The organism is Pseudomonas svalbardensis (genome assembly GCF_030053115.1).
Lineage (GTDB): Bacteria > Pseudomonadota > Gammaproteobacteria > Pseudomonadales > Pseudomonadaceae > Aquipseudomonas > Aquipseudomonas svalbardensis.
In genome coordinates this window covers 2,758,394-2,779,306 of the sequence record NZ_CP125619.1, presented here as the reverse complement: position 1 = coordinate 2,779,306, position 20,913 = coordinate 2,758,394, and the positions used below count along the sequence as shown (strand labels likewise).

At 58.9% G+C, this 20,913-nt stretch carries 19 protein-coding genes and 1 pseudogene; 16 read left to right on the top strand and 4 right to left on the bottom strand.

The annotated features are described in order from the left end of the window. Nucleotides 1-365: 365 nt before the first annotated feature. The 5 genes from QFX16_RS12800 (at nucleotide 366) to QFX16_RS12780 (ending at nucleotide 5,579) form a co-directional block, all read left to right on the top strand. Complete coding sequence (locus QFX16_RS12800; protein WP_283184199.1) at nucleotides 366-2,357, top strand: methyl-accepting chemotaxis protein; 1,992 nt, start codon at nucleotides 366-368, stop codon at nucleotides 2,355-2,357. A 263-nt stretch (nucleotides 2,358-2,620) separates the two neighbouring features. Continuing rightward, nucleotides 2,621-3,067, top strand: a complete 447-nt coding sequence (locus QFX16_RS12795) for a DUF411 domain-containing protein (RefSeq protein ID WP_283184198.1) — start codon at nucleotides 2,621-2,623, stop codon at nucleotides 3,065-3,067. Next, nucleotides 3,067-3,501 (top strand): YqaA family protein, encoded by a 435-nt coding sequence (locus QFX16_RS12790; RefSeq protein ID WP_283184197.1) that lies wholly within the window; start codon nucleotides 3,067-3,069, stop codon nucleotides 3,499-3,501. The genes QFX16_RS12795 and QFX16_RS12790 overlap by 1 nt, the downstream gene beginning before the upstream one ends. Nucleotides 3,502-3,586: 85 nt before the next feature. Then, complete coding sequence (locus QFX16_RS12785; protein WP_283184196.1) at nucleotides 3,587-4,612, top strand: alpha/beta fold hydrolase; 1,026 nt, start codon at nucleotides 3,587-3,589, stop codon at nucleotides 4,610-4,612. Nucleotides 4,613-4,625: 13 nt separating this feature from the next. Further along, on the top strand, nucleotides 4,626-5,579 hold the full coding sequence (locus QFX16_RS12780; protein WP_283184195.1) for a D-2-hydroxyacid dehydrogenase family protein: 954 nt from the start codon (nucleotides 4,626-4,628) through the stop codon (nucleotides 5,577-5,579). A gap of 63 nt (nucleotides 5,580-5,642) precedes the next feature. Here QFX16_RS12780 and QFX16_RS12775 read toward each other — a convergent pair. After that, nucleotides 5,643-5,783 (bottom strand): annotated as a pseudogene (locus QFX16_RS12775) (class I SAM-dependent methyltransferase); the annotation flags it as partial. An 87-nt stretch (nucleotides 5,784-5,870) separates the two neighbouring features. Between QFX16_RS12775 and QFX16_RS12770 the strand changes: the two are divergent. Genes QFX16_RS12770 through pncA form a run of 5 tightly spaced genes read left to right on the top strand, consistent with a single transcriptional unit; the run spans nucleotide 5,871 to nucleotide 8,607 of the window. Beyond that, nucleotides 5,871-6,038, top strand: a complete 168-nt coding sequence (locus QFX16_RS12770; RefSeq protein ID WP_283184194.1) for a hypothetical protein — start codon at nucleotides 5,871-5,873, stop codon at nucleotides 6,036-6,038. 27 nt (nucleotides 6,039-6,065) lie between these two features. After that, entirely contained in the window at nucleotides 6,066-6,602 is a 537-nt protein-coding gene (locus QFX16_RS12765) for a tetratricopeptide repeat protein (RefSeq protein ID WP_283184193.1), read from the top strand. Between the two features lie 54 nt (nucleotides 6,603-6,656). Continuing rightward, the gene (locus tag QFX16_RS12760; protein ID WP_439900127.1) at nucleotides 6,657-7,154 is read left to right on the top strand and encodes a sigma-70 family RNA polymerase sigma factor; all 498 of its coding nucleotides are present in this window, start codon (nucleotides 6,657-6,659) and stop codon (nucleotides 7,152-7,154) included. After that, entirely contained in the window at nucleotides 7,151-7,927 is a 777-nt protein-coding gene (locus QFX16_RS12755; protein WP_283184192.1) for an anti-sigma factor family protein, read from the top strand. Before QFX16_RS12760 ends, QFX16_RS12755 begins: the two co-directional genes overlap by 4 nt. A gap of 50 nt (nucleotides 7,928-7,977) precedes the next feature. Continuing rightward, nucleotides 7,978-8,607 (top strand): bifunctional nicotinamidase/pyrazinamidase, encoded by a 630-nt coding sequence (gene pncA / locus QFX16_RS12750; protein WP_283184191.1) that lies wholly within the window; start codon nucleotides 7,978-7,980, stop codon nucleotides 8,605-8,607. Nucleotides 8,608-8,768: 161 nt separating this feature from the next. On the opposite strand, the gene QFX16_RS12745 is transcribed toward pncA, so the two are convergent. Together QFX16_RS12745 and QFX16_RS12740 are read right to left on the bottom strand one after the other, a co-directional pair. After that, on the bottom strand, nucleotides 8,769-10,070 hold the full coding sequence (locus QFX16_RS12745; RefSeq protein ID WP_283184190.1) for an ATP-binding protein: 1,302 nt from the start codon (nucleotides 10,068-10,070) through the stop codon (nucleotides 8,769-8,771). A gap of 4 nt (nucleotides 10,071-10,074) precedes the next feature. Then, entirely contained in the window at nucleotides 10,075-10,776 is a 702-nt protein-coding gene (locus QFX16_RS12740; RefSeq protein WP_008155184.1) for a response regulator, read from the bottom strand. 266 nt (nucleotides 10,777-11,042) lie between these two features. Here QFX16_RS12740 and QFX16_RS12735 point away from each other — a divergent pair, with 266 nt between their 5' ends. The 6 genes from QFX16_RS12735 to QFX16_RS12710 all read left to right on the top strand — a co-directional run bounded on the left by QFX16_RS12735 (nucleotide 11,043) and on the right by QFX16_RS12710 (nucleotide 18,380). After that, complete coding sequence (locus tag QFX16_RS12735; protein WP_283184189.1) at nucleotides 11,043-12,200, top strand: efflux RND transporter periplasmic adaptor subunit; 1,158 nt, start codon at nucleotides 11,043-11,045, stop codon at nucleotides 12,198-12,200. A 15-nt stretch (nucleotides 12,201-12,215) separates the two neighbouring features. After that, nucleotides 12,216-15,314 carry a multidrug efflux RND transporter permease subunit gene (locus QFX16_RS12730; RefSeq protein ID WP_283184188.1) on the top strand — a complete coding sequence of 1,033 codons (3,099 nt, stop codon included), beginning with the start codon at nucleotides 12,216-12,218 and terminating at the stop codon, nucleotides 15,312-15,314. 191 nt (nucleotides 15,315-15,505) lie between these two features. Then, on the top strand, nucleotides 15,506-16,147 hold the full coding sequence (locus QFX16_RS12725) for a DUF1345 domain-containing protein (RefSeq protein WP_283184187.1): 642 nt from the start codon (nucleotides 15,506-15,508) through the stop codon (nucleotides 16,145-16,147). A 76-nt stretch (nucleotides 16,148-16,223) separates the two neighbouring features. After that, a complete protein-coding gene (locus QFX16_RS12720; protein WP_283184186.1) occupies nucleotides 16,224-17,063 on the top strand; it encodes an AraC family transcriptional regulator in 840 nt (279 codons plus the stop codon). 51 nt (nucleotides 17,064-17,114) lie between these two features. After that, entirely contained in the window at nucleotides 17,115-17,735 is a 621-nt protein-coding gene (locus QFX16_RS12715; RefSeq protein ID WP_283184185.1) for a LysE family translocator, read from the top strand. A gap of 159 nt (nucleotides 17,736-17,894) precedes the next feature. Next, nucleotides 17,895-18,380 carry a hypothetical protein gene (locus QFX16_RS12710; protein WP_283184184.1) on the top strand — a complete coding sequence of 162 codons (486 nt, stop codon included), beginning with the start codon at nucleotides 17,895-17,897 and terminating at the stop codon, nucleotides 18,378-18,380. A 77-nt stretch (nucleotides 18,381-18,457) separates the two neighbouring features. Here QFX16_RS12710 and QFX16_RS12705 read toward each other — a convergent pair whose 3' ends face one another. Continuing rightward, nucleotides 18,458-20,701: an autotransporter outer membrane beta-barrel domain-containing protein gene (locus tag QFX16_RS12705; protein WP_283184183.1), complete on the bottom strand. Its 2,244-nt coding sequence runs from the start codon at nucleotides 20,699-20,701 to the stop codon at nucleotides 18,458-18,460. Nucleotides 20,702-20,913 lie beyond the last annotated feature (212 nt).

Here is a 20,913-nt window from a genome sequence, read left to right as displayed (position 1 = left end):
ATAAAAAGTTCCTTGTTTAATCTGGTTTAGAGCGGGCGAGTATCAGCCTGGCCACTAGCCACACCAACAATTATTTCCGACTTTTTACAATTCTCGTACATTTACGATACAACCTGGCAAGTGCCCTGTTTCATTGACCTATACATCAAATTGGAAAGTGGTATGGGCAACTAAACAAATACTACGTAAGCGTTGGTTAGTCAGTTTATATCCACTACGACACCTTTCATTGCGCACCGTCCGTCACCTCACGGCGTTCTTGCACGATCGTACTTAAAGATCGGCGTCCCCATGCCGATAGCCCTTGGAAGCGCCGATTGCATACCGATAATCACAACAAGAACGCTGCTCTAAGGACCGGTCCCATGCCCGCATTCCGTACCATTCAGGCTCGTTACACGCTGTTTCTGGTCCTGTTCATCCTGCTATTGTCCGTGCTGACAGTGGTCGGCATCAGCCAATTGGTCGCACCGAAGCTGCGTCACACCGAAGAACAAGTGGCCCTCAACCGCATCGCCGAAGTCGCCGAGCAAATCCAGGGCGAACTGAACAAGGTTCAGGCGCAACAGCGAAGCATCACCCAGACCATTCCCCTGCTCGACAGCGCCGCCATCGACACCGTCCTGCCGGGCCTGGTCGACCAGTACGGCGAGCTGAAAATCTTCGGCGGCGGGATCTGGCCGCTGCCCGGTCAGCGCGAAGCCGGGCGCAACAAGTTCAGCACGTTCTGGCACCGGGATGCCTCGGGCAAACTGGCGGTCAACACCTTCTGGAACAGCGGTGCCGCGCCCAACTACTACGACCAGACCTGGTACAAGGGCGGCATGCATACCCCGAGCGGCCAATGCGCGTGGGCGGCAGCCTATAAAGATGACGCCAGCGCCGAGCCACGCACCAACTGCGCCATGGCCATCCAGAAGAATGGCGCGGCCTACGGCGTGTCGACCATCGACGTGACCCTGGGCTTTTTCAATGACCTGGTGGCAAGCAAGGAGAAAGACCTCGGCGCTGAAATGCTGATCGTCGAAGCCGACGGCAAGATCATCAGCAACAGCTCGCGCATCAGCGGGCCGATCGTACTGAAGAACATCAGTGAGCTGGCCGGCAACTCGCCGTTCGCCACCCAGGTGAAGGCAGGCTTGCAAAACCGTGACCAGTCGCAGCGGGTCGAGTTCGACAACAAAGGCGAAGCCAGCACCTTCTTCATGCGCCCGATCGAAGGCACACCTTGGTTCCTCGCCACCGCCCTGCCGACCAAGCTGATCACCGCCCAGCGCGACGACGTGCTCAGCACCCTGAGCCTGCTGCAAATCCCGATGGTGATCCTGCTGGTGTTGCTACAGATCTATGCGATTCGCCAACTGATCCAGCGCATGAAAGCCCTGAGGGCCAACATCGACGCGCTGTCGGCCGGTGATGCCGACCTGACCAAACGTATTACCATTCGCGCCGAAGATGAGCTGGGCGCCATCGGCCACTCGGTCAACGCCTTCATCGCCTACTTGCAGAACATGATCGGCGAAGTCACCCAGGCCACCGGCGCCATGGCTTCCAGCCTGGATAACCTGCAACGCACCTCGGCCCACACCAGCCAGATTCTGGTGCGTCACGCCTCGGAAACCGATCAGACCGTCACCGCCATCACCGAGATGAGTTCGACCGCCGAAAGTGTCGCGCAAAACGCCGCCGAAACCGCTGCCTTCACCCAACGCGCCAACGAAAACGCTGACCGTTCGCGGGTCGTGGTGGGCGAAGCGTCCAGCAGCGTGATTGCGTTGATCGACGAAGTGGCCAGCGCCACCCATAAAGTCGAAAGCATGCAACAGGACGCCCAACGCATCACCGAGATCTTGGGGGTGATCGGCGCCATTGCCGGGCAAACCAACCTGTTGGCCCTCAACGCCGCCATCGAAGCCGCCCGCGCCGGCGAGCAGGGCCGCGGTTTTGCGGTGGTCGCCGATGAAGTCCGCGCCCTCGCCGCCCGTACTCAGGCCAGTACGTCGCAAATCAACGAAATGCTCACCCGTCTGACGCAGGGTGTGAGTTCGTCGGTAACCGCCATGGAAAACACCCAGACCAGTTGCCAGTCGGCCGCAGATGCCACGGCACGGGTCAACACCGGTCTGGATGAAATGGCCGGTAACGTCAGCCACATCAACAGCCTTAGCACCCAGATCGCCACGGCCGCCGAGCAGCAAAGCGCGGTGACTGAAGAGATCAACCGCAGCATGGTGCAAATCCGCCACATGGTCGACGAACTGGTGAAAAGCGGTCAGGCCAGCGAGCTCAACACCCAACAACTGCTGGAAGCCAACAGTCGCGTGAGCGCGATCATGGGACGGTTCAAGGTTCGTTAACTTTTTTGAGCTCAGACTTGTAGCAGCTGGCGAAGCCCGCGTCCGGCTGCGTAGCAGTCGTAAATCCGGCTTACACGGTCTGGCTGATGCACCGTGAGTTCTGATTTTTCGACTGCTTCGCAGCCGGACGCAGCCTTCGGCAGCTGCTACAAAGAATGCGTGGCTGCTGAAACTCGTATTACTTCGAAACAATCTCCTGCCTCGATGCTGGCTAAAATGGTCAGAATGCATTTTTTTGGCCGCAATTCGAAACGAGATTCCCCATGCGAACCCACCTGCGTCTGGTCGCCCTGAGCGCCCTGTTCATTTCCTCCCTGGCCCAGGCCGCCGACCTGATCCCGATCGAGGTTCACCGCGATGCCAATTGCGGTTGCTGCAAAAAATGGATCAGCCATCTGGAAGCCAACGGCTTCAAAGTCGACGATCGCGTCGAAGCCAACATGAGCGAATTCAAGCAACAGCACGGCGTACCTCCGCGTCTGGCGTCGTGCCATACCGGCTTGATCAACGGCAAATTCGTTGAAGGTCATGTTCCTGCCGATCAGGTGCTGGCCTTGAGCAAGCGCGACGATCTGTTGGGCGTTGCCGCCCCCGGCATGCCCATGGGTTCACCCGGCATGGAAATGGACGGCATGAGCGATGCGTATCAAGTGATCGGTCTGAAAAAAGACGGCACTGACGTGGTGGTGGCGGACTACCCTGCCCATTGATGTTCGGTGCGTACATCGGGCTGTTCTTCGCCGCATTCGGTGCGGCAACCTTGCTGCCCTTGCAGTCCGAAGCGGTGTTGGTGGGGCTGTTGCTCAGTGGCAAGTATTGGCTCTGGTCGCTGCTCGCCGTGGCGACGTTGGGCAATGTTCTGGGGGCGCTGGTGAACTGGTGGCTGGGGCGCGGAATCGAGCGGTTTGGTGATCGGCGCTGGTTTCCGGTCAGCCCGCGCCATCTGGAAAAAGCCCGAGTCCATTATCAGCGTTACGGTCATTGGTCGTTGCTGCTGAGCTGGGTGCCTGTGATCGGTGATCCGCTGACCTTGGTGGCCGGCGTGATGCGCGAGCCGCTGGGGCGATTCCTGCTGATCGTGACCCTTGCCAAAAGCGCCCGTTATGGCGTGTTAGCTCTGGCCACATTGGGCTGGATGGGTTGAACGATCATCCACGACGATTGCCTGTGTTTAATGTCGCCCTAATCGTGCCGATCCAGCATCGGCCGATTTCCAATGGAGTTCACCCATGTCCCACACCCACTCCCGCTGGCTGCCCGGCCTGCTGCTGACCGCTGCATTGCCTGTCATCGCACACGCCGAAGGCCCGGAATATGGCCCGGAACTTCAGGGCTTCGAGTACCCCTACACGGTCAAGCATTTCGCCTTTGAGTCCCAGGGCAAATCCCTGCAAATGGGTTACATGGACGTCGCGGCTCATGGCAAGGCCAATGGACGCAGCGTGGTGCTGATGCACGGCAAGAATTTCTGCGGCGCAACCTGGGACACTTCGATCAAGGCCCTGAGTGAGGCCGGTTACCGGGTCATCGCCCCGGATCAGATCGGTTTCTGCACCTCCAGTAAACCGGACAACTATCAGTACAGCTTCCAGCAACTGGCGACCAATACTCAGCAACTGCTCAAGGCACTGGGCATTCAGAAGGCCAGTATTCTCGGGCATTCCACCGGCGGCATGCTCGCTACCCGCTATGCGCTGCAATACCCCGATCAAGTCGAACAACTCGCACTGGTCAACCCCATCGGCCTGGAAGACTGGAAAGCCCTCGGCGTTCCCTATCGCACGGTTGATCAATGGTACGAACGCGAGCTGAAACTCACGGCCGACGGCATCCGCACCTATGAACGCAACACCTATTACGGCGGCCGCTGGAAACCGGAATTCGATCGTTGGGTAGACATGCTCGCCGGGCTGAACAAAGGACCGGGGCATACACAGGTGGCGTGGAATTCGGCGCTGATCTACGACATGATCTTCACCCAACCGGTGTACTACGAGTTCAAGGACCTGAAAGTGCCGACCCTGCTGCTGATCGGTACGTCCGACACCACGGCCATCGGTAGCGACATCGCACCTCCCGAGGTCAAGGCGAAACTCGGTCACTACGACGTCCTCGGCAAGCAGGTGGCGAAACTGATTCCCCGGTCGACGCTGGTCGAATTCCACGGCATGGGCCACGCGCCGCAAATGGAAGAACCGGCGCAATTCCACAAGGCCCTGCTCGCCTGGCTGAACAAACCCAACCCCGTTCATTGATGAGGTAAGGCTGATGGCAGTGCAGATTGCGGTGATTGATGACTGGCAGGACGTGGCCCGTGACGTGATGGACTGGTCGGTGCTGGAGCACATCGGCCAGGTAAGCTTCATCCATGACTACCCTGCCGACAACGACACCCTGGCGGCACGGTTGGGCGAGTTCGAGGTGATCTGCGTGATGCGCGAACGCACCCGGTTCGATGAGGACCTGCTGCGGCGCTTACCGAAACTCAAGCTGCTGGCCACTGGCAGCATGCGCAACGCCGCCCTGGACCTGAAAGCCGCCGCTGCGCTGGGTATCCATGTCTGTGGCACCGACAGTTACAAGCACGCCGCGCCGGAACTGACCTGGGCGCTGATCATGGCGGCGACCCGCAACCTGGTGGTCGAAGCCAACGCCCTGCGCGCCGGTTTATGGCAGCAAAGCCTGGGTGGCGACCTGCACGGCAAGACCCTGGCGATCCTGGGTCTGGGCAGCATTGGCACTCGCGTTGCCCGGTTCGGTCAGGTGTTCGGCATGCGGGTGATTGCCTGGAGCGAGAACCTGACCGCCGAACGCGCAGCCGAAGTCGGCGTGACCTACGTCAGCAAACAGGAACTGTTCGAACAGGCCGATGTGCTGTCGGTCCATCTGGTGCTCAGCGATCGTAGCCGTGGCTTGGTGGACGCCCAGGCGCTGGACTGGATGAAACCCTCGGCGCTGCTGGTCAACACTGCCCGTGGTCCGATTGTCGATGAGGCCGCGTTGATCAAGGCGTTGCAGAAACGGCGACTGGCAGGCGCTGCGCTGGACGTCTTCGAGCAGGAACCCTTGTCGCCTCATCATCCGTTCAGAACCCTGGAGAATGTGCTGGCCACGCCCCACGTCGGATATGTCAGCCAGCAGAACTATCACCAGTTCTTTTCGCAGATGATTGAGGACATTCAGGCCTGGTCTGCGGGAGAACCAATCCGTCTACTGAGCTGATACCGAGTCATCGTTCTTCGTCGGAACGCCGCCCGGAGCAAGTCGAATGGCCTCACCATCGATCTAACTGCCCTTCACCGCCACAAACGCTGCCGTCACATAAGGTACCGTCAGCACGTCTCTGCCACGGAGTTCGGGCTCGGCGGCAATCAGCGCCCTGATCTGCTCATCAACCTTCGCCCGTTCCACCGCCGGTAATGCCGCCTCATGGCAGTGCTCCAGATCGACAACGAATGCTGTCGAGCATAGCGCCTCGATTTGAGCTTTCCTTGCTCCGACAGCCAGAAAGAAATGAATAATTGTTCACCCTGTGGTGTTCACCTTTCATCGCCTCTGAAAATTGCCCATGAACAACCCAAAATTCTGGCCGGGCTGCATGCGGTGATGGCGCTGGTTCGCCATTTCGGTCTGCGGGATAACACCTTGCGCCGCATGTTGCCGGGGCGTGGTTCGAACTGAAACGAATTAACCTGTGGAGCATCGCACATGACTATCCGTTTTGCTGTTTTCACCGCCCCGCTGTTGCTCGCCGTCGCGTTCTCCAGCTCGCTTGCGTTGGCTAACGGCGACGACGAAGAAGAGCCCGCCAAACCCAATTGCCCCAAAGGCCAGGTCTGGGACAGCAAGCAGCAAAAATGCCTCAAGCAAACCAGCAGCCTGGTACCGGACGCCGACCGCACCGATTACGCCTATCGCCTGGCCAAGGACGGTCGTTATGAGGAAGCGCTGGCCCTGCTCGACACCCTCAAACAGCCAAACACCGCCAAGGCCTTGAACTATCGCGGCTACGCTACGCGTAAACTGGGGCGCACCGACGAAGGCATCGGTTATTACCTGCAATCGGTCAAACTTGACCCGCACTACGCGCAAGTTCGCGAATACCTCGGCGAAGCGTATGTGATCAAAGGTCGGCTGGACCTCGCTCAGGAACAGTTGCAGCAGATCAAAACCATCTGCGGCAGCACCACCTGCGAGGAATACCAGGACCTGGCCGAAGCCATCAACGACTCATCGAAAACCTGACACACCGAGCAGACGGAGGTCGCCATCGCCAGCGATCAGGCAATACGGGCAGAACTGGGCCAGCACCTGGCGCGTTTATGGCGCTACGGCCTGCTGTTGTCCCGGCAACGGCATGTCGCCGAAGACCTGGTGCAGGCGACCTGCGTGCGGGCGCTCGAGCGTGCCGGGCAGTTTGTCCCGGGCACCCGCATGGACCGCTGGCTGCTGAGTATTCTGCATTCGATCTGGCTCAACGAAGTGCGTGCCCGAAGGGTGCGTCATGGACAGGGGCTGGTGGATGCCGACAACGCCTTGTCGTTCGACGGTGAATACGCGGCGCAAACCCATGTTCTCGCGGCTCAGGTGATCAGGCGTGTGGATGCCTTGCCCGAAACCCAGCGGGAAACGGTGTTTCTCGCCTATGTCGAAGGTTTGTCCTACCGCGAAGTGGCCGACGTGCTGGACGTGCCCATCGGCACTGTCATGAGTCGCCTGGCCGCTGCACGCGCGAAACTGGCCGAATACCCGCCATTGCACACCGTGCCGAACCCTTCCACTGGAGAACGTCGATGAACGATCACGCACGCCCGACGATACCCTCGGATGAGCAACTGGTGGCCTACCTCGACAACCAGCTCGACAGCGAACAGCGCACCCGCATCGACGCGGCCATCCTTGAAGACCCAACGCTCAACCTGCGCCTGCAATGGCTGGCCCGCAGCAGCCTGCCGTTCAAGGAGGCCTACGACGAGTTGGGCCGACAGGCGCCCGTGGACCGCTTGCAATCGATGCTCGACATCTTACCTGCGCCTGAACGCCCGGCCATGAATCGGCGCTGGTTTCTCGCGGCGGCCGCCGGGTTGGTGGTGAGTGGTGTGGTGGCGGATCGGCTGTTCCTCGGTTGGCAGTTGAGCCAGAAAAAGGAAAACTGGCGCGGGCTCGTGGCCGAGTACATGTCGCTTTACGTGCCGCAAACCCTGGACCACTTGCCCACTGACGAAGCCGCTCAGCGAGCGCAACTGCGGACCCTCGATGCACGTCTGGGCCTGAATCTTGTGCCCGCACAACTGGCCCTGCCACGCTCCGAGTTCAAGCGCGCGCAAATCCTCGAGTACGACGGTGTCGCCATTGCCCAAATCACCTACCTGGACCCGGCGCACGGCCCCATGGCGCTGTGCGTCACCCGCTCCAACAGCGGCAGCCGGCATTTCGCCCGCGAGCGTCGGCATGGGATGAACATTGTCTATTGGGCTGACATGCAACATGCCTGGATGTTGATCGGGCATAACCCGGTGGCGGATCTGGAGGACATGGCGAAATTGTTGAGAGGCCGGCTTAACGCGTGAACTCGTTTGTCACTATGCTGGGCGTCTCATCTCCAAGGAGGAACCCACCCATGCCGATTGCTTCACGCACAGCCTTGCTGGTCATCGACGTACAGAACGACTTCATCCCCGGCGGCCAGCTACCGGTGTCGGAGGGAGACCGGATCGTCCCGCTGATCAACCGCCTCGGCGCCCGGTTCACCCAAGTCATCATCGCCCAGGACTGGCACCCGGCCGGACATGCGTCCTTCGCCTCCAGCCACCCGGGCCGCGCACCTTATGACGTGATTCAACTGCCTTATGGCGATCAGACGCTCTGGCCAGACCATTGCGTGCGGGCCACGCCCGGTGCCGAGTTGCACAAGGATCTGGACTTGCCCCATGCCCAATTGATCATCCGCAAGGGCTGCAACCCGGACATCGACAGTTACTCGGCGTTTCTGGAGGCGGACCGAATGACCACCACAGGCTTGGCCGGGTACTTGAAGGAACGCGGTATCGACACGGTTTATCTGGCTGGGCTGGCACTCGATTTCTGCGTGATGTTTTCCGCGCTAGATGCGCGGGCGGCAGGGTTTAACGCGTTTGTGGTGATGGATGCGTGTCGGGCGATTGATCTGGACGGCTCACTGGCCGCAGCGATCGAGCGGATGCAGGTCGCTGGGGTTGGTTTGATTCCATCAACCGAAGTGCCAAGTTAACCCCCTGTAGCAGCTGTCGAGCCTGCGAGGCTGCGTTCGAGGACGCAGTCCTCGCAAGTCCGGCGGACGCAGTTTTCCTGAAAGAACCGGTTGCCTGGTTTTACGAGTGCTGCGCACTCGAACGCAGCCTCGCAGGCTCGGCAGCGGCTACAAAGAATGCGTCAGGCGGAGGTGGGCAGCCACAAACGGAACCGTGCGCCGCCCAATGGCGACGCTTCAACGGTGAGCGTACCGCCCTGAGCCTCCAGCGCCCGCCGACTGATCGCCAGCCCCAGACCAAACCCGCCAGTGGCTCGATCCCGGCTTCGATCCAGCCGATAAAACGGTTCGAAAATCCGCTCCCGCTCCTCATCCGGAATACCGATCCCGTCATCGTCCACCCAGATTTCAGCCCCCTTGGCACACACCCGCACACCAATCTGAATGCGTTTTTCGCAGTAGCGCATCGCATTGCGCAGCAGGTTCTGAATAGCGCGGGCAGTCAGCCTTGGGTCGAGCGCGAAGCGTTCAAGTTGTCCGTGCAGGAGCACATCGATAACGATGTCCGGGGATTCCAGTTCTTCGTCGACGCTGCCAAGGATGCTGTCGATAAACTCATCCAGCGACACCTCGACCCGCTCCGGCAGCCGCGCCGGGTTTTGCAGGCGGCTGTAGGACAACAGTTCCAACACCAGCTCATCGAGTTCGCGAATGTGCGCGACCAGACCTTGCAGACGCTCGCGGCTGGCGGCGGGCAAATCGTCGGACAACGCCAGCGCCAGACCGAAATCCAGTCGTGTCAGGGGCGTGCGCAATTCGTGAGAGACGGCATTGAGCAGGTCCCGCTGCTGGTTGAGCAGGTTCTCGATATCGCCAGCCATGGTGTCGAAGACGTTGGCCAGGCTACCGATGTTGGAGCTTTTGGAAATCTGTGTGCGCTCGCTCAAGTGGCCCTTGCCGAAACGTTCAGCAGTACCTTTGAGGCGTTCCAGGTCACGCCAGTGCGGGCGCAACCACAGCAGCAGGCAGGCGAGCATGGTCGCGCCGATCAGCACGTTGATGCTCCAGTACAACAGGCTGACGTCCATCGGGTCCGGCGGTACGACCATCTCCACCACCGTCCGCTCGTTCAGCGGCGCCACCGCCAGGGTGCGCCAGCCCCAGTCGCCAATGCGCACGACGTTCTCGCCACGCTGCAAACGCTTGCGCTCATCAGGGGTGAAATCGGCATCGTCGTTACCGGTCAGGACGATGTGCAGCGGTTGGAATTCCTTGTCCATCTCCGCGGCCAATGCCGGCCATTGCGCCGGGGGCACGGCATGAAACTGTTTGACGATGAGGGTTTGCAACCCGCGCGAATAATCGAGGTTGTAGGTGACAAAGCGCTCCTGGAAGACCTTGATCACCACGTCAGGCACCAGATAGATCGCCGCGCTGTACGAAACGATGGTCACCAGGTACAGGCGAAACAGGATTCTGAACATCGACTCAGCATTCCCACTCTGAACGGCTGAACAGGTAACCCTTGCCCCACACGGTCTTGATCTTGCGCGCCTCGCCGGCGTGGTCGTCGAACTTGCGCCGCAGCTTGGAAATCGCCACGTCCACTGAGCGGTCGGTACCGTTGAACTCGATGCCGCGCAGGCGTTGCAGAATCTGATCGCGACTGAGTACTTCGCCGGCATGCCGAGCGAGTACCACCAGCAGGTTGTATTCACCGCTGGACAGTTCGACCAATTGCTCGCGCCAGGTCACGGTGCGCTCGGACAGGTCGATGCACAGATTGCCCATCAGAATGCGGTCGTTGGCCGTCTGCGGTTCGGTGAGGCTGCTGCGCCGCAACAAAGTCCGCACCCGGGCCAGCAACACCCGCGGTTCGCAGGGTTTGGTGACGTAGTCGTCGGCGCCCATTTCCAGGCCCAGCACCTGATCGTGACTGTCGTCGCGGGCGGTGAGCATCAGGATCGGCAACGTGGCCGAATCGGCGCGCAACAAGCGGCAGACTTGCAGGCCATCGAGCCCCGGCAGCATCAGATCGAGGATCACCAGGTCCGGCGGATTGACCCGCGCACGCTCGCGCACATGGTCACCACGGCTGATCACGCTGACGCTATAGCCATTGCGTTCCAGGTAACTGGCAATCAATTCGGAGAGCGCGGTGTCGTCTTCGACCAGGAGGATGTTGGGCATGGGTGTTTCCAGAAGGTGCAGTGGCGTTTGACAGACCGCTTTCGCGAGCAGGCTCGCTCCCACAGGGGACCGCATTTCAACTGTAGGAGCGAGCCTGCTCGCGAAAGCAATCTAACAGTCGCAATAGAAATCGAGGCGTGAAGGATATACGCCCTCGCCCGTGCCTGAGTAAAACCCTTACACAATTTCACACAGCGCCTACAAAGCTTCACCGCTACCCTCGTCGCCTCCCCGTAGGATGCCGGGGGTCATTATTGGGGTATTACATGTCAAAGAATCTGCTTGCCAGGCTCAGCCTGATTGCACTGGCGGTGACGCTGAGCGCTTGTGACAAGGCCTCGACGGCCGAAGAACAAGCGCCTCTGGCCACGGTTCGGATCGAAACCATCCAAGCCAGCCCCCTGTCGATCACCAGTGAACTGAGCGGGCGGATTGCTGCGCCACGGATTGCCGAAGTCCGCGCACGGGTTGCCGGCGTGGTGTTGCAACGGGCCTTCCGCGAAGGCAGCGATGTGAAAAAAGGCGAAGTGTTGTTCCGTATCGACCCGGCGCCGTTCAAGGCAGACCTGGACAGCGCCGAAGCGGCGTTGCGCAAGGCTGAAGCCAACGCGTTCCAGGCGCGCCTGCAAGAGCAGCGTTACGCGCAGTTGATCGAAGGCAATGCCATCAGCGGCCAGGATTATGACAACGCCCGGGCCAGTGCCCGGCAAACCGCTGCCGACGTCGCCGCGAACAAAGCCGCCGTGGAGCGGGCGAAACTCAACCTGGGTTACGCCACGGTCACGGCGCCGATCTCCGGGCGCATCGGCCGCGCGTTGGTGACTGAAGGCGCACTGGTCGGGCAGAACGAAACCACACCGCTGGCATTGATTCAGCAACTGAACCCGATCCACGCCGACCTCACCCAATCGACCCGCGAACTCAACGACCTGCGCCGGGCGTTCCGTTCCGGCCAGTTGCAGCAGGTCGGTCAGGACCAGGCCAAAGCCACGCTGATCCAGGACGACGGCAGTCTCTATCCGTTGCCCGGCAAGTTGCTGTTCGCCGACATCACCGTCGACCCCGGCACCGGTCAGATCATTCTGCGCAGCGAATTCCCCAACCCGGACCTCGACTTGCTGCCGGGCAGCTTCGTGCGCGTGCGTCTGGAGCAAGCGGTCAATCAACAAGGCATCAGCGTGCCGCAACGGGCCATCCAGCGTGACAGCGCCGGCATCGCCCAAGTGCTGGTGCTCGACGCCGAACAACGGGTTGGCCAGCAACCGGTCGAACTGGGCGCCGTGCAGAACGATCGCTGGATCGTCACCAGCGGCCTAAAGCCAGGCGACCGCATCGTCACCGAAGGCCTGCAACACGCCCGTCCCGGCGAACAGGTGCAGATCGACGACACCCCTCTTCCACTTGCCCAGGCTTCTGGTCAGTAAGCAGGACGCTTCTTTATGCCGCAGTTCTTTATCGATCGCCCGGTGTTCGCCTGGGTGGTTGCCCTGTTCATCCTGTTGGCCGGCGCCTTGGCCATTCCACAGTTGCCGGTGGCGCAGTACCCCAACGTCGCGCCGCCGAAAGTCGAAATCTACGCCGTGTACCCCGGTGCTTCGGCACAGACCGTGGACGAAAGCGTGGTCAGCCTGATCGAGGAAGAACTCAACGGCGCAGACCATTTGCTGTATTTCGAATCCCAGAGCAGCCTCGGCAGTGCCACCATCACCGCGACGTTCCAGCCGGGCACTGATCCGGAAATGGCTCAGGTCGATGTGCAAAACCGTCTGAAAGTAGTCGAGTCGCGCCTGCCTCAAGCGGTGACGCAACAGGGTTTGCAGGTGGAGAAAGTCTCCGCCGGTTTCCTGCTGCTGATCACCCTCACCTCCAGTGACGGCAAGCTCGACGACGTGGCGCTCAGCGATTACCTGGCGCGCAACGTGATGAACGAGATCAAGCGCCTGGACGGCGTCGGCAAGGCGCAGTTGTACGGTGCCGAACGGGCCATGCGGATCTGGATCGACCCGCAGAAGCTGATCGGTTTCAACCTGACCCCGGCCGACGTCAACGCCGCCATCGTCGCGCAGAACGCGCAAGTGTCGGCGGGCAGTATCGGCGATTTGCCGACCCGCACCACCCAGGAAATCACCGCGACCATTCTGGTCAAAGGCCAGTTGTCGACACCGGAAGAATTCGCCGACATCGTCCTGAAAGCCAATCCCGACGGCTCAACTGTGCGCATCAAAGACGTGGCGCGCGTCGAGATCGGCAGTCAGGAATATCAGTTCTCCACGCGCCTCAACGGCAAACCGTCGACCGCCGTCAGCGTGCAATTGGCGCCAGGTGCTAATGCCCTGAGCACTGCCACGTTGGTGCGGGCGAAGATGGATGAACTGGCGCGCTACTTCCCGGCGGGCGTGGAATACAAGATCCCGTACGACACTTCGCCCTTCGTCAAAGTCTCGATCACCAAGGTGGTTTACACCCTTGTCGAGGCAATGTTGCTGGTGTTCGCGGTGATGTTCCTGTTCCTGCAAAACATCCGCTACACGCTGATCCCGACCCTGGTAGTGCCGGTGGCGCTGATGGGCACTTTTGCGACCATGCTGGCGCTGGGGTTCTCGATCAACGTGCTGACCATGTTCGGCATGGTGCTGGCCATCGGCATCCTGGTGGATGACGCGATTGTGGTGGTGGAGAACGTCGAGCGAATCATGGCCACCGAAGGCCTGTCGCCCAAAGAGGCAACGCGCAAGGCAATGAAGCAGATCACCGGCGCAATCATCGGCATCACGCTGGTGCTGGTCGCGGTGTTCATTCCGATGGCGTTCATGCAGGGGTCGGTCGGAGTGATTTACCGGCAGTTCTCCTTGTCGATGGCGACGTCGATTCTGTTCTCGGCGTTCCTCGCCCTGACCTTGACCCCGGCGTTGTGCGCGACGCTGCTCAAGCCGATTGCCAAGGGCGAACATCACGAGAAGCGCGGGTTCTTCGGCTGGTTCAACCGGCGTTTCGAGCAACTGACCGAGCGTTATCAGGGCTGGGTCGCCTATGCGCTGAAACGCACGGGACGTTACCTGTTGATCTACGGCGTGCTGCTGATCGGATTAGGCGTGTGCTTCAGTCGCCTGCCCTCCTCGTTCCTGCCGGTGGAAGATCAGGGTTACACCATCACCGATATTCAACTGCCGCCGGGTGCAAGCAAGAACCGAACAGTGCAGGTGGTCGAGCAGATCGAAGCCCACAACGCCACTGAACCCGGCGTCGGCGACAGCACGGTGATTCTCGGTTTCAGTTTTTCCGGTAGCGGGCAGAACGCCGCGCTGGCATTTACCACGCTCAAAGACTGGTCTGATCGGGGTAGCGACGACTCGGCCAGTTCGATTGCCGATCGCGCCAACATTGCGTTGAGCCAGATCAAGGACGCCGTAGCGTTTTCGGTACTGCCACCGCCGGTGGATGGCCTTGGCACCTCCAGCGGTTTCGAGTTCCGCCTGCAGGACCGTGGCGGCCTCGGCCATGCCACGTTGATGCAGGCGCGGAGTGAATTACTCGCTGCCGCCGAGAAAAGTCCGATCCTGATGAACGTGCGCGAAAGCGCCCTGGCCGAAGCACCGCAGGTACAACTGGAAGTCGACCGCAAACAGGCCAACGCGCTGGGCGTGTCCTTTGCCGACATTGGCAATGTGCTGTCCACCGCCGTCGGTTCGGCCTACATCAACGACTTCCCCAATCAGGGGCGGATGCAACGGGTGGTGGTGCAGGCTGAAGGCGATCAGCGCAGTCAGGTCGCCGATCTGCTGAAGATTCACGTGCGCAACAACGCCGGGAAAATGGTGCCTTTGTCGGCCTTCGTCCAGGCCAAATGGACTCAGGGTCCGGCGCAAATGACGCGCTACAACGGCTACCCGGCGATCAGCATTTCCGGCGAACCGTCGCCCGGTCACAGCACCGGCGAAGCCATGGCGGAAATCGAACGACTGGTTGCACTTGGCCCGGCGGGATTGGGCCAGGAATGGACCGGGTTGTCATTGCAGGAACGGTTATCCGGCAGTCAGGCGCCGATCCTGCTCGGTTTGTCGTTGCTGATCGTGTTCCTTTGTCTGGCCGCGTTGTATGAGAGCTGGTCGATTCCGACCTCGGTGCTGCTGGTGGTGCCGCTCGGCGTACTTGGCGCGGTACTGGCCGTGACTTTTCGCGGGATGCCCAACGACGTGTTCTTCAAGGTCGGGCTGATCACCATCATCGGGCTGTCGGCGAAGAACGCGATCCTGATCATCGAGTTCGCCAAGAGCCTGTACGACGAAGGCCACGACCTGATCGACGCTACCCTGCAAGCCGCGCGCCTGCGACTGCGGCCGATTGTGATGACGTCGCTGGCGTTCATCCTCGGCGTGGTGCCGTTGGCGATTGCCACCGGGGCCAGTTCGGCGAGCCAGCAAGCGATCGGCACCGGGATGATTGGCGGGATGATCACGGCGACGCTGGCGGTGGTGTTTGTGCCGGTGTTTTTTGTGGTGGTGATGAAGTTGGTGCGAAAGAGAAATAAAAGTAACTGAGCAAACACAAATCAATTGTGGGAGCGAGCCTGCTCGCGAAAGCGGCGTAACAGTCAACGGATAGGTTGAATGTGATGGCATCTTCGCGAGCAGGCTCGCTCCCACAAGGGTTTTCATCGATCTCAGGGTTATGGTCACAACCGAGTGCGCTGGGCTAAGGTGTTTGCAAAGCCCTGACGCATCGAGTTCACATGCCCTTCCTCGCCCGCACCCACCCTCGCCTGTCCGCCGCTGCCACCCTCGGCGTCGCGGTGGGCATTCTGGCGCCGGCCGACTCGATCATCAGCAAAATCCTCTTCGGCTGGAATGCCGGCGTCTGGGCTTACCTGGTCCTGATGTTCTGGCTCACCGCGCGCGCCAAAGCGCCGGATGTGAAACGCATTGCCGAGGTCGAAGACGAAAACGCCGGGCTGGTGCTGTTTGTTGTATGCATCGCCGCGGTGGCGAGCCTGGCGACCATCGCCTTTGAACTGGCCGGCAGCAGAGACCTGGAAACCACGCGCAAGCTGTTGCACTACGGCTTTACCGCGTTGACGGTGATCGGTTCCTGGCTGCTGATCGGGGTGATTTTCAGCGTGCACTACGCCCGTCTGTTCTACACCTGGGGCGGCAAAGACCCCGCACTGCGTTTTGCTGAAGGTCTGACAACGCCCAATTACTGGGACTTCCTGTACTTCTCGTTCACCATCAGCGCGGCGGTCCAGACGTCCGATGTTGGCGTGGCGACTCGGGATTTGCGCAAGATTGTCCTGGCGCAGTCGCTGATCGGCTTTCTGTTCAATACGGCCATTCTCGGGTTCTCGATCAACATCGCGGCGGGACTGTTCAACTGATCCCTGCACAAACGTTCTAGTCATCGCCCTCGGCGCGGGCGTTAAATAAGTCGGCTATCCGTCTCACAGGTGCAGCATGACGACTCACAATTGGATCGACCTGGCCCAGGACGCCGACACCGGCATCGAGACCCTGCGCGCGCATTTCGAAGGCCATGCCTACGACCCGCACTGGCATGACAGCTATCTGGTGGGCGTCACCGAACAAGGGGTTCAGCAGTTTCACTGTCGGCGAGCAAAGCACCAAAGCACACCGGGCAAGGTGTTTCTGCTCGAGCCGGGGGACATCCACGACGGTGAAGCGCCGACCGAAGACGGTTTCACCTACCGCATGCTGTACCTCGACCCGCAGTGGCTGAAACGTGAACTCAGTGCAGTCTTCGAAAATGCCCCCGACTACAGTCAATTGAGTTTCGCCAACACCCTGGCCAGCGACTCGCGACTGGCCCACGCCACCAGCCTGGCGTTTCAAACCCTGCATCATGGTGAACTGAAAATCGTCCGCCAGACCGCCCTCGACGGTTTGCTCGAACGCCTGACCAGTCACCTGCACTGGCGCGCCCACTATGGCGAGGATCCGCGCCTGCCGCTGGTGGCGCAGAAGGCACGGGAGTACCTGCACGCCAACGCTCAATACGACATCGGCCTCGACCAACTGGCCGCCGTCACCGGAGTTGATCGCTTCCGCCTGACCCGCGCCTTCAAGGCTGCTTATGGCATGGCACCCCACGCCTACCTCGTGCAATTGCGCCTGGCGACCGCCCGGCGAATGCTGGCCCGTGGCGAGCAGCCGGCGACGGTGGCGATGGAACTGGGGTTTGCCGATCAGAGTCACCTGGGCCGCTGGTTTGTTCGGGCTTATGGTTTGACGCCGGCGCTGTATCGCAAGCGCTGCTCAAATCTTCCAGACGTGTGAATCAGGCTTTGTGAGGATTGGCTCCTGAGTTAATCCACGGAGCCTGCTGCCATGTTGTCCACCTTTCCGACCTTGCTACCTTTTATGTTGTTTGCGTTCGTCGCCTCCATCACGCCGGGGCCGACCAATATTCTGGTGCTGAGCAACAGTGCTCGACATGGCTTCAAGGCTACATTGCCTATCCTCTTTGGTGCCTGCGCCAGTGCTGCAATCATCGTCCTGCTGGTCGGTTATGGTTTGGGTGAATCCCTGAAACAGATTCCCTTGCTGCAAAACGCCATGCAGTGGCTAGGCGTTACCTGGTTGAGCTACCTGGCCTGGCACATTTACCATTCTGCGACCGATACCTTCGATCCCGATGTATCCGGCAATCAAAAACGTCCGGGCCTTTTGACCGCCGCAGGCCTGCAATGGATAAACCCAAAAACCTGGATGATGGCCATGGCGGTCATCGGCGTGTTTGCCAGCAACGGCTCCGATCGCTTGCATCACGTCTTGTTGTTGAGTTTTGTTTTTTTTGCGATAGCTCTGCCTTGCATGGCTGCCTGGGCGCTGCTGGGATCAAGTATCAATAAAAGGCTCCGTTCAACCAAAGCCTCCAAATACTTCAATCGCTCCATGGGTTTATTGCTGGCAGGTTCGACGTGGCTAAGTGTCTGGATCGGACAGTAAAAATTTGTCCCACCCCACCGGACAAAAAAATCACATTTAGAAGGCCTTGTAAACTGTCAGGTTTGACAGTTTACAAGTTGGCTTTTCAGCGCTCTGATATGTCATCCCGGACATTCTATTGCCAGGATATTTCGAGTCATAATCGCGGAGACAATTTAAATGAACAGGATCAACAACATCACCCGATCCGGTAGCTGCAGTGGAACAATTGGCGGCGGGATCACGTTTAATGCGCACTTGGTAGAGTTGACATCACAGACGTTCCCTCCACCGCACGGTGAGTCTCATGTCATGTTCGCCAGGCAACGTGCGCCAGGTCCAGATTTCACCACAAAGGAAGTGTACGTGTCAGCCAGGAAAGACTTGGCAGATGGCCCTTATACTGTCAGCCCTGACTCCAGTGAGGTGCGGGTAACCTTTGTGGACAATAGCGTATCGGCAGAACCCGTCATCTACATGCAGCACAGCGGAACGATTCACATCAAGTTCGATAACTCTGGTGTTTTCTCCGGAGAACTCAAAGACGTCCTTCTGGAAAACCATGATAACGACGACGATAAAACGTTAACTCTCAATCTCGAATTCAATGCAAAAAGCGATATCTCCAGCACTCGTAAAAACAAAAGCACCAGACAGGCTGCCTAACAAAGTCATGAAAGAAACGTTCAATAAAAAAGGAAGCCTACGCTTCCTTTTTTATTAGATCACCTCCATTTATTTTCTTAAAAACCGTAACGAACGCCAATATTCAAGCCGATCGGCCGCTCTATGTTTTTCCCTTTGCTGTAATCCGCATCAATGTGCACTTGCAGGCGATCCGTCATGGCGACAGCCAAACCTGCGGCAATCTCACCTCGAGATCCTGAGAGATCATTGTTGAACACATTATCGTTAACCTTGACCTCATTATTTTTGGCGAACTCGTGACCCAGCGCGACCCGTACATAGGGCTGAACTTGTAGATCGCGTTCCAGTGCAAAAGTGCGTCCAGCTGTCATGCCTGCTTCGCCCACCAATGACCGTGTGCGGTCTCCATTAGCTTGCATATCGTTGTCCAGAGTGAAACTCCTGCCCTGAATGACCACGCCGGACCACTTTGTGTAGGGCTCGATGAAATAGCCACCAGCCAGTTTGATATTCCGCCCAAGCTCGATGGAACCACCCAGTCCGGTATTATCGTAATCACCTTTGGCCCTGTGTCCATCGCTCAAACCAACCTTGGCCTCGTTGCGGAAGCGGTTTAATTTAAGAACTCCGTCCAGGTAGTAACCACTACCGGCATCAATCCAGGTGAGGTAGGTTCCCAGATAGTTGCTGGTGACGGTACCGGAAGTACCGCCATCAAGGTTCAGGTCGGACTTGCTATGCCCCGCCATCACGCCTATCAACCATTGTCCGTCGCCGAATGGCAGCGGAGCATCGGCACCCAACGTAAAACCTCGTTGGGTTTGCTGATATCCAACACCTGAACCATCGGCCACGTTGTATTTGTTGCCATAGGTGCGGCCCCAGGCGCCGCCCTCACCACCATTGAAACGCAACTCCCCCATGCGCGAACGCAGAGACGTAGCTTCTGCTGACCACACTGTCGATGCCGTATTGAATAAAGCCAGCACCGAACGCGCGCCAGGGCTTACTGTCCTTGTCGCGGGATCGAGAATCCAGTCGTTGCCGTTTTTCGCCAAGCTATAAGAAAAGGCTCCGAGGTCTACCTCCCGATCCATAAAGAATTGCGCATCGCCGCCACCTGTTTGCACCACCCGAACCGGTTGACCGGCGGCGGGGTCCACACCAGAACTACTGATTATCAGTTCATGACGACCGCTCGCCGTCCCGGTCACATTCAGCAGATCTGTCTGGCCCGTAGAGAAGTCAGTTCCCAACTCGAAGCGACCATTACCCGCGAGCTGCCCCACATTCAATTGATAAAAAGCATTGTCGGCGCCGAAGCGAACGGTGCCGCCGTTCAGAGTCAAATTGTCTATCTGGCCATCACCCACCAGTACCCATCGAGAAGAGTCATTGATGGTTGCGCGAGATACATTTTCCAGGTTGCCTGTCAGAACCGAATTGTTCTGTAAAACCAGGTCAGCAGTGCTGCCTGCTTCATTGACGATATTGCCGCTTAACGTACTGTTATTGACAGTAAACGAAGCAGTAGCCCCTCCTCGTACATCCAGCAAGGTATCGTTGCCTGCCACCAGCCGGGAGTTGTTCAGCGTGATCGTCGCAGTCGAAGACCCCGCACTGGCGAAATCAACCTGAATGGCCGAACCGGTAACGCCCTCGACAGTTGTATTGTTGAGGTTCAGCGTCGCGGGCTGGATAGAATTCGCGTCAAGCCCGATCGTCACACCGTTTTGTCCCCCTATGATCGTGCTGTCAGTGGCCGTGGCCTGACCGCTGGCCAACCTCAATCCGTAACTGCTGGCACCTGTTCCCTGAATCGTCGAATCAGTGACATCCAAGCGACTGAATGCACTCACCAGGGCTCCGCCCGTCACACCGGTTATGTTGCTTTTGCCGCTAACGGTGGCGGTAGACCCCGTCAAAGTATTCGCGTTGCGTACAACCTGAAGCCCGACACGATTGCCAGTGATCGTGCTGTTGTCGATATTGGCCTGACTATTGACGAGTGCCACCGCAGCCAGACCGCCAAAGCCCGAGACGGTTGCTCCGCTCAGGTTAACTTGAGAGCCGTTACGGGCTGCGATCTGTTGAGTGATACCTGCATTGACGTTGAGTGTCGAACTGTCAGTGTTTATGAACAGCGTCTGAGCTCCATTGACGTTCAATGTGGCATTTGAGCTAAGCGACCATTGCTCGGGAACACCTCCGGTAATAGTTGTGTTCCCTCCAACCAGGTTTCCTGCCATGGTCAATGATGAGAATGGCAACAGCATGGAAGTAAATATTAAACTCCGGCCGATACCGAAAGTAGGCGCCGCAGTTAACTTTTTTTGCATAGTAGACACCTGTCATCTAAAAAACGGAATCACTACCACTTACGTAGGAGGCCATGAAAACGAGGGTCGCTAGGCTAGCGTGAAGCTACGCCCATCTCTGTAGGACGTATCTGTTTTTCAGCATCGAAAAATCCGACATCGGATTTTTCTGACAGGTCTCGAATCAACTTAAGACAATGCGACTAAGACTATCTAGTCGCATTGTCTGTGGC

Excerpts from the sequence above, each read along its gene's own strand:
- QFX16_RS12800 (WP_283184199.1), top strand. The coding sequence starts at position 366 with ATGCCCGCATTCCGTACCATTCAGGCTCGTTACACGCTGTTTCTGGTC.
- QFX16_RS12795 (WP_283184198.1), top strand. The coding sequence starts at position 2,621 with ATGCGAACCCACCTGCGTCTGGTCGCCCTGAGCGCCCTGTTCATTTCC.
- QFX16_RS12790 (WP_283184197.1), top strand. The coding sequence starts at position 3,067 with ATGTTCGGTGCGTACATCGGGCTGTTCTTCGCCGCATTCGGTGCGGCA.
- QFX16_RS12785 (WP_283184196.1), top strand. The coding sequence starts at position 3,587 with ATGTCCCACACCCACTCCCGCTGGCTGCCCGGCCTGCTGCTGACCGCT.
- QFX16_RS12780 (WP_283184195.1), top strand. The coding sequence starts at position 4,626 with ATGGCAGTGCAGATTGCGGTGATTGATGACTGGCAGGACGTGGCCCGT.
- QFX16_RS12770 (WP_283184194.1), top strand. The coding sequence starts at position 5,871 with ATGAATAATTGTTCACCCTGTGGTGTTCACCTTTCATCGCCTCTGAAA.
- QFX16_RS12765 (WP_283184193.1), top strand. The coding sequence starts at position 6,066 with ATGACTATCCGTTTTGCTGTTTTCACCGCCCCGCTGTTGCTCGCCGTC.
- QFX16_RS12755 (WP_283184192.1), top strand. The coding sequence starts at position 7,151 with ATGAACGATCACGCACGCCCGACGATACCCTCGGATGAGCAACTGGTG.
- pncA (WP_283184191.1), top strand. The coding sequence starts at position 7,978 with ATGCCGATTGCTTCACGCACAGCCTTGCTGGTCATCGACGTACAGAAC.
- QFX16_RS12745 (WP_283184190.1), bottom strand. The coding sequence starts at position 10,070 with ATGTTCAGAATCCTGTTTCGCCTGTACCTGGTGACCATCGTTTCGTAC.
- QFX16_RS12740 (WP_008155184.1), bottom strand. The coding sequence starts at position 10,776 with ATGCCCAACATCCTCCTGGTCGAAGACGACACCGCGCTCTCCGAATTG.
- QFX16_RS12735 (WP_283184189.1), top strand. The coding sequence starts at position 11,043 with ATGTCAAAGAATCTGCTTGCCAGGCTCAGCCTGATTGCACTGGCGGTG.
- QFX16_RS12730 (WP_283184188.1), top strand. The coding sequence starts at position 12,216 with ATGCCGCAGTTCTTTATCGATCGCCCGGTGTTCGCCTGGGTGGTTGCC.
- QFX16_RS12725 (WP_283184187.1), top strand. The coding sequence starts at position 15,506 with ATGCCCTTCCTCGCCCGCACCCACCCTCGCCTGTCCGCCGCTGCCACC.
- QFX16_RS12720 (WP_283184186.1), top strand. The coding sequence starts at position 16,224 with ATGACGACTCACAATTGGATCGACCTGGCCCAGGACGCCGACACCGGC.
- QFX16_RS12715 (WP_283184185.1), top strand. The coding sequence starts at position 17,115 with ATGTTGTCCACCTTTCCGACCTTGCTACCTTTTATGTTGTTTGCGTTC.
- QFX16_RS12710 (WP_283184184.1), top strand. The coding sequence starts at position 17,895 with ATGAACAGGATCAACAACATCACCCGATCCGGTAGCTGCAGTGGAACA.
- QFX16_RS12705 (WP_283184183.1), bottom strand. The coding sequence starts at position 20,701 with ATGCAAAAAAAGTTAACTGCGGCGCCTACTTTCGGTATCGGCCGGAGT.